This is a genomic window from Robertmurraya phoenicis, assembly GCF_047302285.1.
GTDB lineage: Bacteria > Bacillota > Bacilli > Bacillales > Cytobacillaceae > Robertmurraya.
The window spans coordinates 2,524,089-2,541,377 of record NZ_CP154845.1; the positions used below are offsets into that span (position 1 = coordinate 2,524,089).

Annotated in this window: 21 protein-coding genes and 2 riboswitches; of the genes, 5 read left to right on the top strand and 16 right to left on the bottom strand. The window is 37.7% G+C overall.

Annotated elements, in window-relative coordinates; genetic code table 11:
• Positions 1-71: 71 nt before the first annotated feature.
• The 5 genes from AA0X71_RS12480 to AA0X71_RS12500 are packed head-to-tail and all read right to left on the bottom strand — an operon-like array spanning position 72 to position 4,436.
• Positions 72-947, bottom strand: a complete 876-nt coding sequence (locus AA0X71_RS12480; protein ID WP_413355638.1) for a carbohydrate ABC transporter permease — start codon at positions 945-947, stop codon at positions 72-74.
• A gap of 15 nt (positions 948-962) precedes the next feature.
• Entirely contained in the window at positions 963-1,835 is an 873-nt protein-coding gene (locus AA0X71_RS12485; RefSeq protein WP_413362589.1) for an ABC transporter permease, read from the bottom strand.
• Positions 1,836-1,862: 27 nt separating this feature from the next.
• A complete protein-coding gene (rbsK, locus tag AA0X71_RS12490) occupies positions 1,863-2,753 on the bottom strand; it encodes a ribokinase (RefSeq protein WP_413355639.1) in 891 nt (296 codons plus the stop codon).
• Between the two features lie 5 nt (positions 2,754-2,758).
• Positions 2,759-3,076, bottom strand: a complete 318-nt coding sequence (locus tag AA0X71_RS12495) for a DUF4387 domain-containing protein (RefSeq protein WP_413355640.1) — start codon at positions 3,074-3,076, stop codon at positions 2,759-2,761.
• Positions 3,069-4,436, bottom strand: coding sequence for an acyclic terpene utilization AtuA family protein (locus AA0X71_RS12500; protein WP_413355641.1), 1,368 nt, complete (start codon positions 4,434-4,436; stop codon positions 3,069-3,071). The genes AA0X71_RS12495 and AA0X71_RS12500 overlap by 8 nt, the downstream gene beginning before the upstream one ends.
• Before the next feature lie 314 nt (positions 4,437-4,750).
• Between AA0X71_RS12500 and AA0X71_RS12505 the strand changes: the two genes are divergently transcribed.
• The gene (locus AA0X71_RS12505) at positions 4,751-5,200 is read left to right on the top strand and encodes a CotD family spore coat protein (RefSeq protein ID WP_413355642.1); all 450 of its coding nucleotides are present in this window, start codon (positions 4,751-4,753) and stop codon (positions 5,198-5,200) included.
• Positions 5,201-5,260: 60 nt separating this feature from the next.
• Here AA0X71_RS12505 and AA0X71_RS12510 read toward each other — a convergent pair whose 3' ends face one another.
• The gene (locus tag AA0X71_RS12510) at positions 5,261-5,800 is read right to left on the bottom strand and encodes a VUT family protein (RefSeq protein WP_413355643.1); all 540 of its coding nucleotides are present in this window, start codon (positions 5,798-5,800) and stop codon (positions 5,261-5,263) included.
• A gap of 76 nt (positions 5,801-5,876) precedes the next feature.
• Positions 5,877-5,919: riboswitch (PreQ1 riboswitch) on the bottom strand.
• Positions 5,920-6,144: 225 nt separating this feature from the next.
• Between AA0X71_RS12510 and queF the strand changes: the two genes are divergently transcribed.
• Both queF and AA0X71_RS12520 read left to right on the top strand, forming a co-directional pair.
• Complete coding sequence (gene queF, locus AA0X71_RS12515) at positions 6,145-6,645, top strand: preQ(1) synthase (protein WP_413355644.1); 501 nt, start codon at positions 6,145-6,147, stop codon at positions 6,643-6,645.
• 642 nt (positions 6,646-7,287) lie between these two features.
• The gene (locus AA0X71_RS12520) at positions 7,288-8,268 is read left to right on the top strand and encodes an NERD domain-containing protein (protein ID WP_413355645.1); all 981 of its coding nucleotides are present in this window, start codon (positions 7,288-7,290) and stop codon (positions 8,266-8,268) included.
• 138 nt (positions 8,269-8,406) lie between these two features.
• Here AA0X71_RS12520 and nspC read toward each other — a convergent pair whose 3' ends face one another.
• Together nspC and AA0X71_RS12530 are read right to left on the bottom strand one after the other, a co-directional pair.
• On the bottom strand, positions 8,407-9,534 hold the full coding sequence (gene nspC, locus AA0X71_RS12525) for a carboxynorspermidine decarboxylase (protein ID WP_413355646.1): 1,128 nt from the start codon (positions 9,532-9,534) through the stop codon (positions 8,407-8,409).
• 1 nt (position 9,535) lies between these two features.
• On the bottom strand, positions 9,536-10,771 hold the full coding sequence (locus tag AA0X71_RS12530; protein ID WP_413355647.1) for a saccharopine dehydrogenase family protein: 1,236 nt from the start codon (positions 10,769-10,771) through the stop codon (positions 9,536-9,538).
• 669 nt (positions 10,772-11,440) lie between these two features.
• Between AA0X71_RS12530 and AA0X71_RS12535 the strand changes: the two genes are divergently transcribed.
• Complete coding sequence (locus tag AA0X71_RS12535; RefSeq protein ID WP_413355648.1) at positions 11,441-11,638, top strand: DUF3896 family protein; 198 nt, start codon at positions 11,441-11,443, stop codon at positions 11,636-11,638.
• 40 nt (positions 11,639-11,678) lie between these two features.
• On the opposite strand, the gene AA0X71_RS12540 is transcribed toward AA0X71_RS12535, so the two are convergent.
• The 5 genes from AA0X71_RS12540 to AA0X71_RS12560 form a co-directional block, all read right to left on the bottom strand.
• Complete coding sequence (locus tag AA0X71_RS12540; protein WP_413355649.1) at positions 11,679-12,653, bottom strand: NAD(P)H-dependent flavin oxidoreductase; 975 nt, start codon at positions 12,651-12,653, stop codon at positions 11,679-11,681.
• Between the two features lie 14 nt (positions 12,654-12,667).
• Entirely contained in the window at positions 12,668-13,474 is an 807-nt protein-coding gene (locus AA0X71_RS12545; protein ID WP_413355650.1) for an MBL fold metallo-hydrolase, read from the bottom strand.
• Between the two features lie 204 nt (positions 13,475-13,678).
• Positions 13,679-13,873: a hypothetical protein gene (locus tag AA0X71_RS12550; protein WP_413355651.1), complete on the bottom strand. Its 195-nt coding sequence runs from the start codon at positions 13,871-13,873 to the stop codon at positions 13,679-13,681.
• Positions 13,874-14,177: 304 nt separating this feature from the next.
• Complete coding sequence (locus AA0X71_RS12555; protein WP_413355652.1) at positions 14,178-14,312, bottom strand: hypothetical protein; 135 nt, start codon at positions 14,310-14,312, stop codon at positions 14,178-14,180.
• An 85-nt stretch (positions 14,313-14,397) separates the two neighbouring features.
• Positions 14,398-14,721: a hypothetical protein gene (locus AA0X71_RS12560; protein WP_413355653.1), complete on the bottom strand. Its 324-nt coding sequence runs from the start codon at positions 14,719-14,721 to the stop codon at positions 14,398-14,400.
• A gap of 67 nt (positions 14,722-14,788) precedes the next feature.
• Positions 14,789-14,892, bottom strand: a riboswitch (SAM riboswitch).
• 121 nt (positions 14,893-15,013) lie between these two features.
• Between AA0X71_RS12560 and AA0X71_RS12565 the strand changes: the two genes are divergently transcribed.
• Complete coding sequence (locus AA0X71_RS12565; protein ID WP_413355654.1) at positions 15,014-16,027, top strand: M14 family metallocarboxypeptidase; 1,014 nt, start codon at positions 15,014-15,016, stop codon at positions 16,025-16,027.
• Between the two features lie 12 nt (positions 16,028-16,039).
• Here AA0X71_RS12565 and fdhD read toward each other — a convergent pair whose 3' ends face one another.
• From fdhD to AA0X71_RS12580, 3 genes are read right to left on the bottom strand one after another with little or no spacing between them, the layout of a single operon-like run.
• Positions 16,040-16,891, bottom strand: coding sequence for a formate dehydrogenase accessory sulfurtransferase FdhD (fdhD, locus tag AA0X71_RS12570; RefSeq protein ID WP_413355655.1), 852 nt, complete (start codon positions 16,889-16,891; stop codon positions 16,040-16,042).
• Positions 16,892-16,915: 24 nt separating this feature from the next.
• Positions 16,916-17,059, bottom strand: coding sequence for a hypothetical protein (locus AA0X71_RS12575; RefSeq protein WP_413355656.1), 144 nt, complete (start codon positions 17,057-17,059; stop codon positions 16,916-16,918).
• A gap of 15 nt (positions 17,060-17,074) precedes the next feature.
• On the bottom strand, positions 17,075-17,287 hold the full coding sequence (locus AA0X71_RS12580) for a heavy-metal-associated domain-containing protein (RefSeq protein WP_413355657.1): 213 nt from the start codon (positions 17,285-17,287) through the stop codon (positions 17,075-17,077).
• Positions 17,288-17,289 lie beyond the last annotated feature (2 nt).

The following is a 17,289-nucleotide window of genomic DNA, read 5'->3' on the forward strand; positions in this document are numbered from 1 at the left end:
AAATAAATTGGTAAATCGTTTCGTTTATCTTAGATGTTAAATTGCTTCTTCCTATAAAAGTTGAAGCAATATTAATCCTTTTCACCACCATCCATCGTTCCTTTCGTAAAGTATTTGAGAATAAGAGGATATAGTAGTAATAAAGGAATAATCGCAATAATAATCGTGCTTGCTTGTAAGGAAGCAAAATCTAAACTAGCAAGCATTTCTGGTGATAAATTCATCCCTGCTAGCATCGTCGTATTATCCTGTGTCACGACAAATTGTCGTAGCACCACTTGTAATGGCCACTTATTCGGGTCTGTAATATAAATCGTTGCCCGAAAGTATTCATTCCAGTGATAAACACCGTAGAATAACGTAAGAGTTGCTAATGCAGGTTTTGATAACGGCAGGACAATGCGAGTAAAAATGCGAAAGTGACCAGCACCATCTATTCTAGCCGCTTCAATTAAACTTTCTGGTATTTCTTTGAAAAACCTCATCAATATAAATAAGTAATAAACATTGATTGCTTTATACAAAATCAATGATCCATACGTATTAAGTAAATTCAAATCTTTCATTAACAAATATTCTGTAATCATCGATGGCTCAAACACCATGATGGCAATAAGGAAAATCAAGACAATCTTTTTTCCTACAAAATTTGTTCGAGCTAATACATAAGCACATAAAGCAGTAAAGAATAAATTGATAAAGGTTCCAACAAGTGTAATAAAAACAGAGTTTCCGATACTTTTTACAATGAGAGGATTGGATAGAATGATCTCATAATTAATAAGAGAGAATCCTTTTGGGATAACACTCAACCCCGTTAACTCTTTTACTCTTGCAGGATCTGTTAACGACATCGCTACTAAATTTAAAACAGGAATTAAAACAGCTAATGTAACGATAAATAAAATGGTATAAATCACAGTTCTTGCCCAGCTAAATCTTCTCAAACTCATATCCCCCCTTTACCAAACACCTTTTCCAGTAAATCTTTTCGATATAAAATGCGTGCTTAAAATGAGAACTAGACCGATGACTCCTTTAAATAAACTAGCTGCAGTAGCGTAAGCATATTGGCCATTTAATAGACCAATGCGATAGACATACGTATCCAAAATATCTACCTTACTAATGACAGAATCGTTCATTAAGTTGAAGACTTGATCAAATCCTGCATTCATAAAAAATCCTAAGTTTAAAATAAAGACGGTCACCACAGTACTGGCTAATGCAGGTAAGGTAATATAACGCATTTGCTGTAATGTATTTGCTCCATCAAGCTTAGCGGCCTCATACAAATGAGGGCTTATTTTCATAATCGCCGCAATATAGAGGATGCTATCCCAACCGGCACTTCTCCACATTTCAGAGAACACGAGAACCCAGCGGATATGGTCTTTGCTTGTCATAAAGTCAAGGGATGGAAGGTTGAAAAAATTCCGTAGTATATTAACGCCCCCATCTGGATTTAAAAAGCTGATCCATATCCCTGCAATCACAACCCAGGATAGAAAGTGAGGCAAATAGGAAACAGACTGCACATATTTTCGATATGGACCTGATCTGACCTCATTGATTAAAAGAGCTAGAATAATAGGAATAGGGAAAATAAAAACAATTTTCATTGTGCTGATAATAACGGTATTTTTTAACACATCGATAAAAGCTGGAGAACTAAATAAGATCCCAAAATGCTTAAGTCCTACCCAAGTATTCTCACCGATAATGCGATAATCTTGGAAGGCTAATTTCATCCCAACGATTGGTACGACATGAAAGATAATAAAGTATGCGATTCCAGGAAAAAGCATTACATATAAAATCCAGTCCTCTCGCATCTTGCTTAGAACCTTTTTCACGATCTATCACCCCTCTTTCAATACACTCTCTATCTCCTGTTTATAAGGCATTCCAGCTTGTGCCCCTTTCTTTGTGACGGCAATACTTGCTGCATAAGTCCCAAACTGGATGCACTCCTCTAGTGTCTTTCCTTCTGAAATCCCAACCGTGAAAGCTCCTGTAAAAGTGTCCCCTGCACCAGTCGTATCAACTGCCTTCGTTTGCCGTGCCGGAACCTTGATTATTTCCTTCCCATTATAGAAAGAGACCCCTTTTTCACCCTCAGTAATGATCAGTTTATTAGGGTATTTCTTTAAAGCGCTTTCTTGATTTTCCTTTTCATTTATTACGACAGCAAATTCATGTTCATTCGGCGTTAAGTAACTTACTTTATCTAGTATTCCCTTTGAAAGATGCTGAGCTGGTGCTGGGTCCAGAATAATAATTTTATTATGTTTAGATAGTATTGGTATCAAGAACTCAATTGTTTTCAGAGGAATTTCCATTTGAAATAAGAAAACATCATGTTCTAGCAATCTATCTAAATTATTTTCAATATAATTTATATCCGTGTACTGATTTGCTCCAGGAACGATAATAATACGGTTTTCACTATTGTGAAGCTCAATAAATGCCGCACCAGTCGAGACACTATCTACAATATTTAAATATTCGATATTGATATGTTCTTTTTTAAAATGATTGAGAAGAACTACTTTTTGATCATCATTCCCAATAGAACCAAAGAGTGTAACGTCTCCACCTAAACGCGAAGCTGCAACGGCTTGATTCGCTCCTTTTCCTCCAAATGCCATGAAAAAGTTTTCACCAGTTACCGTTTCTCCAAACTTTGGTACGACTTTGCTTTCAACAAAATAGTCAATATTGATGCTTCCAATTACGGCGATTTTTTTCATTTCATCTACTCCCAATCAACGTCAATATTCATCAATGGTGCATGCTGCTGTGCGCCATAAACATCTCGATCTCCAGCTGTACCGGAGGAAATTTCTCTTGCCAGCGTTATTTTTATCCCAAGTGCTGGGTCGAAATAGACCAAATGATGAATATCACGAGTGCTGATATTATAGACTTCTGCGATTTTTTCTTTTGTGATGACATTCGAATGTTTCACTTGCTCATATAATTCTGATTTGTCAAACAAAATATCCATTGTAACTTCGAATGGTCCAGAGTTTTTACTTCGTAATACTTTGGCAAGTTCATATAATTTAGCCATGATTGACAACCTCCATAATCTCCATTCGAAATGGATTACTTTCTAGCTCCATTAAATGATAGATTGAAAATTCATAGACTGGTCCAAACGGGATATCACTTGGGGCAAATGGAAATGCTAGATTACCAGCTGTTGATTTTCTCCCCTTATAGCCATAATGCAGATACGTCGAACGAAGTGTGGCACAAAGTGAGTTAGCTAGTTCCTGTGTTTTAGCTAACACCTCAAACATCACGCCAATTTCATGACCATGAAACTCTTCTGGTTCATTATGACCAAGGACTGCATTTTTTCCATAATGATAGAAATTTATTTGATATTCTTGTTCTGAAATCTCTGGATAGTAAGCCCTCACCTGTTCCAAAACTTCTTCTTCTACTTCCTCAAGATTCTCAAGCAGGAGCGGATCCCGGATACCAGCTATAACGAATGTTCGATACGCCGATCTCTTAGCTCCTTCAAGCTTTATCCTATACGTTTCACTTGGAATATATTTACTATTGGATACTCTAATGATCCCAGGTAATTCCTCTGAAAATGAACATTCGGATAAATCGAGCATGAATCCTGGACCATGTAGGAGGTAAGGATGCTCTTTCTCATAAAAGGTGTGTGCCGCCACACTTGTCGTTGTACAGGTACGCTTAGGATTTAATGATTGCACTGTAAACGAATCGTGATATATCGTTCCTAATATACTATCTTTTGTTGTACCTGGTTCTGCACAAAGAGCACCACATTCAAGAATTTTTCCAAGATGATACGACAGCCCTGCATCCATTCCATGATATATTCCAATTGATGCAAATGGGGATGGGTCATAGGCCCTTCCACACACAATAATATCTGCTCCTTCATTCAGTGCATCCAAGATAGGCTCATGACCCATTTGTGCGACAATCGAAGTTGTATCTCTAATCACTTCTTCCGTTAATGGAGGGATATTCTCAGTTAACGGCTTAATTTTCCCCTTTTGTTGCATCTCTACGATGTAGTCATTCTCAAAATCCGCCCAGATGACAGCGATTTTAGCTGAAAGGCCTTCTTCTTTTAGTACTTTGTTTATAAGCTTTAGGTTGTTCTCCACATGCGGCTTTGCCCCAGCTCCACCTGCTGAACCTATAATAATCGGAATCTTATTTGGAATTCCTTTTTCGATCATGAGTTTCAAATCTTTCTTCACTGCTCTCTCACTTACAATCGAAACTCCAGCACCAAGTTTATGTGGACCTGCATCAGTTGATCCCGCATCGACAACGATTCCATGAATTTCCTGTTCAAAAGCACGTTCAAATGATTCTTTTGGAAAACCATATCCTAACATTCCACAAGGTGAGACGATTCTTACACTTGATTTCATTTCGTTCTCCCCCAAACATTTATGTATTTTAAATTGATTTAACCTTTTTTGTGTAACCGGTTACACATTGTTTTATAAAAATAACCGAATTGTTATGTAACCGGTTACACTTATCTTAAACTTCTAATCTAATAAAGTCAATATTCTTTTTATTCAAAGCTCTTTTCTCAAACAGGCAAGTATTATATCCATTTTTAGGTAATAACCCTCATTAAATCACGGCTTTTCCCTAAAAATTAGGTGTTTGTACTAATACGAACTCACCCTTCTTATCATATTGTATTAATGAATCATAAAAGAAAGGGGAATAAATTATGCATTGTAAACAGCCGTCTCAAGTATTACCTGCGATTGTACACCCTACTAAATGTTGCACAACACATTCTTTTAATAACGTAGTACAGCCGCACATTCATCCAGCTCACACAACTCATGTAAATCATACTAATATTCAAAACCAACACTATTTTCCTCAAACTCAATCTGCAGTGAATGAAGTAACTTCTACGAATATGAACATGGGTCCAGGACCTAGTGTTGCTGGAGCATTCATGCCTGCTCCAGGTCCTGCAGGAATGCCCGGACCAATGCCCGGACAAGTAGCAGGTGCATATGCACCAGGCCCAGCTCCTGGTCAAGTGGCTGGAGCATTTGCTCCGAACATGCCTGCTCCAGGGCAAGTAGCAGGTGCAATGTCTCCGAATATGCCTGCTCCAGGTTCAGCTGGTTTTCGCAAGCCTGGCTTTAAAGGCTTTGGACGTTAAGTACAGGTTTTGACAAGAGGGTGCCCCCATTTAAATGGAGCACCCTCTTTTTTGCTGATATTAATTCGAAACGGAATGACCTTTTATAAGGGTATGGATAGGGTTGATTAATGCTGCCCCTATTCCTTGAATGAGCGTTTTAACAATCACTTGACCCACTATCGCAGCAGGAACTGCCTCCCAAGGTAGGAATCCAGCACCAAGAGGACTTAATCCAATGACAACAAAAATAATCGAATCGAATAATCCGCCTACTAAACCACTATATAAAATGCGCAGATTCATTGGTAACTTCAATCTTGTGTAAATTTCTGTATCGGTTGTTTCTGCAATTAAGAAGGATACTGCTGACGCAAAGACGATCCATAGTGAATCGCCCAATAGAGAGGAAACAACACCTGACATAATTAAGGCAACGGCAATGAACATATAAGTCTTTTTACGCCCATACTTATTTTGCACCAAGTCTCGAAAAATAAAGGTTGCTCCGATTAGGAACGTTCCCATTGGCACAATGAAAATGCCCAATTCTAACGGAGCAAATCCTGCTGTCACGACATTCGCCGTTACAATCGAAAGTAAGTATAATAATATTCTCAAAGTAAACACCTCTGTTATTTTTCTGGAAAAAGCTCGAAAGATCAGAAAAAAACAGTCACCTAAGAATGCATGACTGTTCTTCTTAGTTTTTTATAGAGGGTAGCTAGAACCTCTTCCGTTATTTTTCCTTCAAGAATCATAACACAGGATAGCGTAATTGAACACCATTTTTCACGAATTATAAAAGAGCATTGACGTATGGACAAGTGTTCTATATTATATGAAGAGGAATAATTGAAGTGAGAGGTTCATAGCTTACACCCTCTATAAAAAACTATGGATACATGACTGTTCACCATGTCCATATTAGGCATGGTTTATTTTTATTATGGGAGGATTTTTTCATGTCAGGTCGAAATAAAGAACAAGGTTTAAATGATTTAACATTAATCGGAAATCAAAATACAAAATACGCTTTTAACTATGCACCAGAAGTTTTGGAGTCAGTCGACAATCTGCACTCTGATCGTGATTACTTCGTGAAATTCAACTGTCCTGAATTCACAAGTCTTTGCCCTATCACGTCTCAACCAGATTTTGCTACCATGTATATTTCTTACATCCCTGATAAAAAAATTGTGGAAAGCAAATCATTAAAGCTCTATTTATTTAGCTTTAGAAACCATGGTGATTTCCATGAAGACTGTGTCAACATCATCATGAATGATTTAATTAAACTACTTGATCCTCGCTATATCGAGGTATGGGGAAAATTCACGCCACGTGGAGGCATCTCCATCGATCCATGGTGCAACTACGGAAAGCCTGGAACAAAATTTGAAGAAATGGCGATGCATCGCTTAATGAACCATGACCTTAATCCAGAAAAAATTGATAATCGTTAATTTTTGATGAAGTCTTGATTTTTCGAGACTTCTTTTTGTTTAAGCATGTTCGGGCACGTATTTGAATCCTATTGAGATAGCACAAATACGCCGAAAAGAGTGAAAATATGAATCCCATTTCCATCATAGCGTTTGCTATCACAAACGAGATTCATTTGAACAAAATTGCCACTGAGTGTGGGATACGAAAAAAATCCACGTGGAAGAACCTTTGCTACTAAAAGACTGACTTCAACTATTTTGGCAAAATCAGTGGCGTTAGAAAAAACGGAAGAACAGCTTGTGAAAATCCACGATAAGCTTTATACCTTAGCACTTTTTGCATGATATTCCCAACTACATTTTAAAATTTCTTCGCTATTTTCCTCTGAAAAAACGACGTGTCCATTCTAACTATTACTATATTTTGATTGTAACAGTCACTTTATTTAGAAAGTACAAAATCATAAGTTAATTTATGCTATGATAGCAGTTGAGTGACATCACAAAGTTGATGGTATTTCGTTAATTCCGGAACTTTTGGGGATAATTCCGGAAAAATAAAATTAATTCCGTAACTTTGCGCTATAATTCCGTAACTTTTCATTTTTTTCCGGAAAAACCACTCATAATTCCGGAAACCACAAAAAGGAGTGTTGCACTTTGTATTTAAAAGAACTTTCAAAACCCATTCGAGCCATCATCCTCGAAAAATTAGTACAACGTTTACTAGATGGCCACCCGAAAACACTAGAGATTCAACAAGATTTAGTCCGGATACTAGCCGGATACAAAGGTGAAAGAGCCGTATCCTATTATCTAGACTTCCTCCCAGATAAAGACTTCTTCATTTTTCACTCCCTTCGACTACCAAGTAAAAACCACTTTTTCCAAATTGATTTTCTCCTCCTCACGAATCGCTTCGCCCTAATCCTTGAATGTAAAAATTTCTTCGGTACACTCTATTTCGATGAATCTTTCAATCAACTAATCCGCACTGCGAACGATAAGGAAGAAGGCTTCCAAGATCCCCTCTCTCAAGCAAAATGGCACCAGCAACAGCTTCGGAATTGGCTCAGCTCCAATGGATTTAATCTCCCCTTTGACTATTACGTGGTCATTAGCAATCCCTCTACGATAGTCAAAACGAGTCCTCAAAACAAACAAGCCCTTGATAAGGTCGTTCATGGTCATAGCCTATTGAATCGCATTGGCGAAGTAAATCGTAAATATGAGAAGCAAATTTATGATGGGAAAACGATCCGAAAATTATCTAAACTTCTTATAAAAAGAAATACTCAGGAGTCATTTGATTTGTTGAAAAAGTACGGTATTAAGGAGGAAGAAATCTTAACAGGAGTTCGTTGCCCCGAATGTGGATATATGAAAATGATTCATCGTTATGGAACTTGGAGATGTCCGATGTGCCAACTCAAAAGGAAAGATGCTCATCTTGAATCCCTTAAAGATTACTCATTTTTGGTTAAACCAACAATTACGAACCAGGAATTCCGAAAATTCTTCCACGTTCACTCCCCAGATGTGGCAAATTACTTGCTGAAATCTATGAATCTACCTCATTCAGGTTCCACGAAGGGCCGTGTCTACTATCTGAATGAGGAATTCCGTAACTTTCGAGCATAATTCCGGAAAAATAAAATTAATTCCGGAACTTTGAGCATTAATTCCGTAACTTTTCCACTTTATCCGTAACTTCGTACAATAATCCCGGAAACAGCACAAAAGGACCACTCACCATAAGTGGTCCTCTCTTCTCAACAATTATGTTAATCTCATCTTAAAATCTTCATACCCGAACTTGTGTAATACACGACAGTCACCGTTCTTATCGCGAACAGCAATAGAAGGCAGCGCCATGCCATTAAATGTCGTATTCTTGACCATTGTATAGATGGCCATGTCCCCAAACACGAGGCGATCACCATTTTTCAACGGTTCATCAAAAGAATAGTCGCCAATATTATCGCCAGAAAGACAAGTTGGCCCACCAAGTCGATAAGTATAGGCTTTCTCCCCTGCTTCACCAGAACCAAGTAATGGTGGACGATAAGGCATTTCCAATACATCAGGCATATGACAAGATGCAGACGTATCAAGAATCGCAATATCCATTCCATTTTGAAGAGTATCAAGAACCGTCGTAATCAAAAATCCGGCATTCAAGGCAACTGCTTCACCAGGCTCAAGATACACTTTCAAACCATATTTATTCTGCATTCGTCGAATACAGTCCTCTAATAAAGGAATATCATAATCTTCACGGGTAATATGATGACCGCCCCCGAAATTAATCCATTCCATCTCTGAAAGCCAAGGACCAAACTTTTCTTCAATGGCGTCAAGTGTGGTCGCTAAGTCATCAGAGTTTTGTTGGCAAAGTGTATGGAAATGAAGTCCAGAAATACCGTCTAATTGCTCTGGGCGAAAATGTTCGATGGTCACCCCAAAACGTGATCCAATCGCACATGGATTATATATATCATGACCCACTTGCGTCGAACACTCTGGGTTGATGCGAAGACCAATCTTTTTACCCGCTTTCAACACCTTATCACGATATTTTTCTACCTGTGAAAAAGAGTTGAAGATGATGTGATCACAGTAAGAGATAATCTCATCGATTTCATCTTCACGGTATGCTGGGGAAAAGCAGTGATTCTCTTTCCCCATCTCCTCAAATCCAAGTTTTGCTTCGTATAATCCACTTGCTGCTGTACCACTTAAATACTCTCCAATAAGCGGATACATCGAGTACATGGAAAACGCTTTTTGTGCAAGAATAATTTTCGCTCCGGTTCTCTCCATAACCCCATTGAGAATCCGAAGATTTTTTTCTAAAAGTGCCTCATCTACTACATAACTTGGTGTTGGTAATTCTTCGAAACGCATTTTAGCCAACAAGCTCCGGTTCTTTTACTTTATCTTCAGCATCTACAAGAACTGGGTTAAAGCTTTCTTGCCATGGGAGTCCCCACATATTTAATGCTTCCATGAATGGATCTGGATCGAATTCCTCAATATTGAACACACCTGGCTTATTCCATTTTCCAGTCATAATCATCATCGCACCGATCATCGCTGGTACACCTGTCGTATAAGAAACAGCTTGAGAACCAACTTCTGCGTAGCAAGCTTCATGGTCACAAACATTGTATACATAGTATGTTTTCTCTTTACCGTCTTTCTTGCCACGGAAGATACATCCAATGTTTGTTTTCCCTTTTGTACGTGGTCCAAGAGAAGCAGGATCTGGTAAAACAGCCTTTAAAAATTGAAGTGGAATGATTTGCTTTCCTTCGAATTCAATTGGTTCGATTGAAGTCATTCCTACATTTTCGAGAGCTCTTAAATGAGTCAAGTAGCTTTCACCAAATGTCATAAAGAAACGGATACGCTTAAGACCTGGAACATGCTTCGCAAGAGATTCTAGCTCTTCATGGTAGAGTAGATACATATCTTTTGGACCAACTTCAGGGAAGTCATACACACGCTTGATTTCCATTGGCTTCGTTTCAATCCACTCGCCATTTTCCCAATAGCGGCCATTGGCAGAAACTTCACGAATATTGATTTCAGGGTTGAAATTCGTGGCGAAAGGATAGCCATGATCTCCAGCATTACAATCAAGAATATCGATATACTCAATTTCATCGAAATGATGCTTTAACGCATGAGCAGTAAACACACCTGTTACACCAGGATCAAATCCACTACCAAGAAGTGCTGTAATTCCAGCTTCTTCAAAACGCTCTTTATAATCCCATTGCCATTTATATTCAAATTTTGCTGTATCTTCTGGCTCATAGTTGGCTGTATCCATGTAATGAGTCTTTGTTGCAAGACAAGCATCCATAATCGTTAAATCTTGATAAGGCAATGCTAAGTTCATCACAACATCTGGCTTCACTTCTTCAATTAAAGCAATAAGTTCATCGACATTATTTGCATCTACTTGTGCAGTCGTAATCTTTGTTTTGCCACCGTCTAATTTTGCCTTTAAGTCATCACATTTGGACTTTGTACGGCTTGCGATACAAATTTCTTCGAATACCTCACTGTTTTGAACACACTTATGGATGGCAACAGATGCCACTCCACCACAACCGATAATAAGTGCTTTACCCATATTTCATTCCCCTTTTCCATAAGATTTTGTGGTTTTGCTCACGGTCAAAGAACAAATAAAAAAGCAAGTGAAAAAACGCATAAACATGCGCATCACTTGCTTGAGATATAAACATAAATATTAACAAAGCTAATTAAAGACATGAGAATAGTATGTATTAAACTGATCATGAATGGATAGCTTTTTAATATTTTAATATATCAATAGGTTCAGAGTCTATATAGCAAATAATTACTTTTACCACTCTTATTGACCGTTTCACAAGTTGATATGCATCCCGCACACTGGTTGTAAAGTAACCAACTTATAAAATTTGAGCTTTTAACTCAATCAATAGGGCAACTAAGTTGCCAATCGGCATTTGACCCGGCGAACCGTTGCCTTAACTTTTTCATGTAGAAAAAGTGGTCAAAATTATCTGCTTGGAAAGACCCTGATATTGACTATCTGCTTTCCATTAATAATTCATTCACTATACTATCAACAATCATTCAAAAATGCTATAAAAAAATGAAAAAAAGTTGAAAATTATTCTCTCTCCGAAAAATCGATAACTGTAGAAATGTTTCACAAATTCTTAATATTTTAACGGATGAATAACTAACAAGTTCTTGTATACTAGATTTAGAAAGCGCTTACCTAAAACGAACTCACAAAGGGGTGTTTATGATGAACTATCAAGAAATCAAACAAACATTAGAAGAAAAGAAGCATCACCTAGAGGATAAATTAAAGGATCCAACACTATTAAAAGAACAGCAAGAAGAAATTCAATGTGCAATCGATAACTATCAATATATCATTGAATTAACGGAAATGAACCACTACAAACGTGGAACGCTTATTGAAAGCTCAACGAATAACTAAAAACAGTAGAGGAGCTTACATATCGCAAGCTCCTTTTTTATTATGCAAAATGATTTATTGCTTTGGATAAATCCTCTTTTGCTTTCATATACTCTTGATGTAATTTTTCAACAAATTGTGCAGTACTCGATACCTCTTTTATTGCCCCAATCCCTTGGCCACTTCCCCAAATATCTTTCCATGCTTTCGCCTTCGTATCGCCACCAAAATTCATTTTTGATGGGTCACTTTCAGGCAAGGCCGTTGGATCTAACCCTGCAGCACGAATGGATGGTGCCAAATAGTTTCCATGAACACCAGTAAATAGATTGCTATAAACAATATCATCAGAAGTGCAGTCAACGATTGCTTGCTTATATTCTTCGGCCGCCCTCGCTTCTTTTGTCGCAATAAAAGGCGATCCAATATAGGCAAAATCCGCCCCCATTGCTTGGGCAGCTAAGATAGCGTTTCCATTTGCGATCGAACCAGCTAACGCAAGAGGTCCATTAAACCATTCCCGAATCTCTTGTACCAAGGCAAAGGGACTTTTGCTCCCTGCATGACCACCAGCACCTGTGGCTACTGCAATTAATCCGTCCGCCCCTTTATCAATGGCCTTATGGGCAAAACGATTATTGATGACGTCATGAAAAACGACAGCCCCATAGCTATGAGCGGCAATATTCACTTCTTCTCTCGCCCCTAAAGACGTGATGATGATCGGAACTTTATACTTTACACAAAGCTCCATATCCGCCTCTAAGCGGTCATTGGACTTATGAACAATTTGGTTAATCGCAAAAGGTGCCGCAGGTTGATCCGGATTTTTTGCATTATAAGAAGCTAATTCTTCTGTAATTTCTGCGAGCCATTCATCCAATTGGGAAGCAGGTCGGGCATTTAATGAAGGCATGGAACCGACGATTCCCGCTTTACACTGTTCAATGACCAGCTTTGGGTTACTAATAATAAAAAGTGGTGAACCAATAACTGGAATACGTAAATTTTGAAGTATTGCTGGAATGCTAGACATTTATCTTCCTCCTTTTAATCTTGTAAAATGGAACGGATGATATGAATCGAATCCCATTCACCTGAAGAAAATAATGTGAGCGGATACTTCTTTTTAAAGAGTTTCGCCTGAATCTCAAATTCATTAAGTCCTTCTTTCTGAAGGGTTACGATTTTTCCCTGTAATTCCTTTAAATAATGAAGCTTATTTGTCAATACCTTGCGTCCATCCTTGATAAAACCTGCATGACAGCAAAATAATTCTGCGAAATCATACGTCAAAACCTTCTCTATCGATTGAATAATGGATGGAATACTTTCTTCACGCAAGGCGAGTTTCGTTTTCGGGGTCACATATAAATCTCCTGAAAAAAGCTGTCCTGTTTCACGATTTATAAAAGCTAGATGATCTTTTGCATGCCCAGGAGTGGGAATGACATCCCATGTTGCCGTTCTTGATGTAAATGTCTCACCGATCGGAATTGCTTCGTACGGTTTTCTATTACCCCAAAAAATCTTTCGATACAAAGGATAGTCAGCTTTTTTGGCGCAATCTCCAATCGTCATTTCATTCTGGTAGATGGGCAGTTGATATTCTCGCTGTAAATAAGCTGCACCCCCTGTATGGTCTTCATGAAAATGGGTAATCACCACTTGTTCGACATCTGCCTCTGCAAAAAAAGGTTTAAACTCGTTTAATAGTACTTGAGCACCTGTATCCACAAGCAGCCCATCTACTTCAAAACAATATACATTCAACTGAACATTATGAAGGGAAACCAATCCTTGAATATAACGAACTTTCTCGTGTTCGCCCCTTATGGACTTCCTTTTTACAAGCAAATGATCACCACCTAACTTTACCACCTACTTGTAAGATACCATAAAATGAATGGTGATTCATTATAAATTTTCTTTTTATTCAAACACTTTTTCATAAAAAAAGAGCATCCTATTATCGATACCCTTACAATGCATAATTAATTAGCCCTCATTATGGATAAAAACCTCAATTCTTTCATTCGCCTATATTAAATGACAAAAAAGTTAATTCTTAATAAGATGATCTATTTTTTCCTCGATGTATTTTGTTTCTAGAAAATCAAGCTTTAACGCTAAATCTAGATACACAGGACTATTAGGGCCACTTTTGTGATATAAATCGCTTTTCTTTGTACGTAATATACTTATCTCTTTAAGTAGTTCCGTATTTTCAAACGGAACAACAATCTGTTCTTTCATCTAACCTACACCCCGTTGAAAATGATATGCTTCGCTTTGAAGGATTAAATTTCGTTTTCCTAACAATCAAAGCATGACTGATAGTAACACAGTCTATCAAGCATGTAAATATTCAACTATAGGTTAAAAAACTGAAAATAATTTCGAAATACTATCTAATTAATCACTTGATAGTATAAAATTGCGAATGAAAGTAAAAATAGAGCGATTAACGCACAATCACAAGCTATATTATAATAGCATTTCGGCAAAAAATAAAAAAATTGTCAAATTACTGAACATTAAATCAGTATTAACATTCTCTCTATTTTAAATTTACTGGCGTACAAACTGCATATAATTTTTCGACCGGAGCTGAGACTTCTACTTTTACTACTTTAAATCCATTCCCACTTGTAACACTATCAGTTCTTTTGATCGTAATTTGATTCTCGTTCATTGTCTTTACTTCCTTCCATTTCATATTTCACACCGAAAATAATATATGACAGGAAGTTAAAAATGTGACTGATTTTTACTACAAATCACAAAACCAAATCTAAATAGTTCCCATACCCATATAAAATCGGAAGTCCTTGCGCATTCAGTTCTTTCCATATTTTTCGATCAAGTGCGTATGGATCTTGTTTTTGCAGAACTTTAATTTCATCCTCAGTTAAATGAAGCTCATAATATTGTTCTTCAATTTTTACATTCCAATGATAATTCTCCAGTTTCATGACTATCACTTCATATGATGCATTCCATTCTTGCAATTGCCGCTCTATTGTTTTCGAAACATGGACCAAAAAATCTTCTCCGTTAAAATACTTTGCTATATAATTTCTTGCCATTCCACTTATATTCATAATCTACCTCTCCCTTAAAAATATAAAAAACTCCTCTTGCATTTGGATACAAAAGGAGTTTTCGACCGTTTTATCATCCAAAGCAATCGCTTTGCTGGTTGGAGCACCTTGCGTACATACAGGTTGCTGTGACGTCTTTGAGCCAGTTCTCTCGGTCACTCTTGATAACTATTTAATTACTCTTATTATAGACAGAATAGTAATTAAATTTCAATTATTTCTTCTCTCTTTTTTATTAAAGTTTTTCAAAAATCTTTCATGAAAATGACGTTCTTACAACAGAATATATAATATGAAAATGTTTATAAAAAGTTTATGGACTCTAGTCATTATCTTCAGCTCTGTTCCTTCACTCAGTCTTGCAAATGAAGTCAATCCGAAAGTAATGTACACGTATGATGCTTTAACCGAAGACCTTGATAAGCTTTCTGAGCAATATCCAAACCTCCTTACATACAAATCGCTGACGACTACTACCTTTGGGAGGAAAATTTGGGCGATCAAACTAGGCAATGGGAAAACATCTATTTTAATGCATGGAGCCCATCACGCAAGAGAGTGGATGACAAGTGCCCTCTTAATGAGAATGCTTGATCGCTACTTAGAGGCTTATGAGAAAAATCAAACGATAGAGGGATTTAACCCAAAAATATTAGATAAAGTGTCGATTTGGTTTGTCCCAATGGTCAATCCTGATGGGGTCACCTTGCAACAATTTGGACTCCATGCCTTTCCCGCCTACACCCATGGAACTCTAATCGATATGAATGAAGGTTCGAGAGATTTTGCTAGATGGAAAGCAAATATTCACGGAATCGATCTTAATCGACAGTATCCAGCTAATTGGGAAAATCTAAAAGGAGTGAATTCAAAACCAAGTTACCAATTTTTCAAAGGCACAATGCCTTTAGATGCAGAAGAAGTTAAAGCTCTCGTCGCTTTTACTCGTGAAATTAATCCTGAAATTGCTGCATCTTATCACTCTTCAGGCAATGTTATTTTTTGGGGATATCATCAATGGGGCCTCACCCACACAACGAGATTTACCGATGATTATTATACGATCGCTGAAAAAATAGCGGATATAACGGATTATGAGTTAGAGGAACCAGCTTTTCATCAGCAAGGTGGTGGATTTACGGATTGGTTTGTAGAGGAGTTTGAAAAACCTGGATTTACAGTAGAGATCGGAACTTTAATTGAAGATAATAGCCTCCCGCTCGTTGATTTTCCGTCGATTTGGGAAAGAAATAAAGCAATCGGTTTGTTCCTTGCCGAGAAGGCATGGCAAAAGAATGCAAAATGAAAAAAAGAGCAGTCAAATGCTCTTTTTTCTTTGCAGTAGTTCTGTATCAAGTATCTCTTCACTCAATCCCTTAGCCACTAATATTCTTTCAGGACAAGTGTAAATATTTAGCGATTCCCCTCGAATAAACCCAATCGTCGTGATACCGAGGTGTTCGGCGAGTTCCAAAGCTAATTCAGTTGGAGCTGATTTAGAAAGAATGATTTCACATCCAATCTTTGCGACTTTTACTAAAATTTCAGAAGAGATTCTTCCGCTAAATGCAATGATTTTATCATGGATCTCAATATCATTTTTTAAGCAATGACCATATATTTTATCGAGAGCATTATGACGACCGATATCCATACGGGTTAAAAGAACCGCATTCTGATCGCAAAGTGCCGCATTATGAACGCCACCAGTCTGTTGAAAAATCTTTGCATTTTTCTCCATGTCACTCATAAGGCGAAAGGCGTCCTCTATCGAAAGCTTTATGTTAACTCCATCGATTTTTTTCGCGCCTAAAGCATCGTAGGCAAACACAAATCCCTGTCTGCTTGCCCCACAACAAGAAGTGATATAGCGTTTGTTTTGTAGCTTTTCATAAAAGGGATTCACTTCCCTTGTCTTAACATGAATAAAGCCCTCCTTTTCTTGGAGCCAAAGCTCATCAATATTTTCATATCTTTTAATCACACCTTCTGAAGCGAGAAAACCGATCGTTAAATCTTCCATATATTCTGGTGAACAGACCATCGTGACCCATTCTTCTCCATTTAATTTCACTGTTAGAGGGTACTCTGTTACGATCGCATCTTCCTTCGCTACTAGATTTCCGTTTTGAAATCGTAACATCTTACGCTTTATTTCGATCGGTTTCATACCATCTTCCTTCCGTTTGCCTCGTTATTCCATTGGTTCGTATAAATGGAACTTTCGATCTTGTTGACAAGCTTCACACACATGGAGATAGCCCATTTCTATTTTGTCACCATCATGTTCACTTGGATTCCATTCTTCTTCAACACCGCAAACTTCACAGACTCTCATTCCCATTCCTCCTTCTTATTGCTTCAGCAAATCATAGCCAGTATCGATGATCGCTTGTTCAAAGTCATGTAAGGACGCTGCCTTCTCGTCATAGCTGACGACTGCTTCCTTATGATTTACATTCACTTCAGCATTACGGACCCCCCATACTTCATTTAAGGCACGGAGAATCTTGTCCGCATCTTCTTGAGAGCTTAATCCCTGAAGTTTCAGCTTCCCTGTTTCCATTC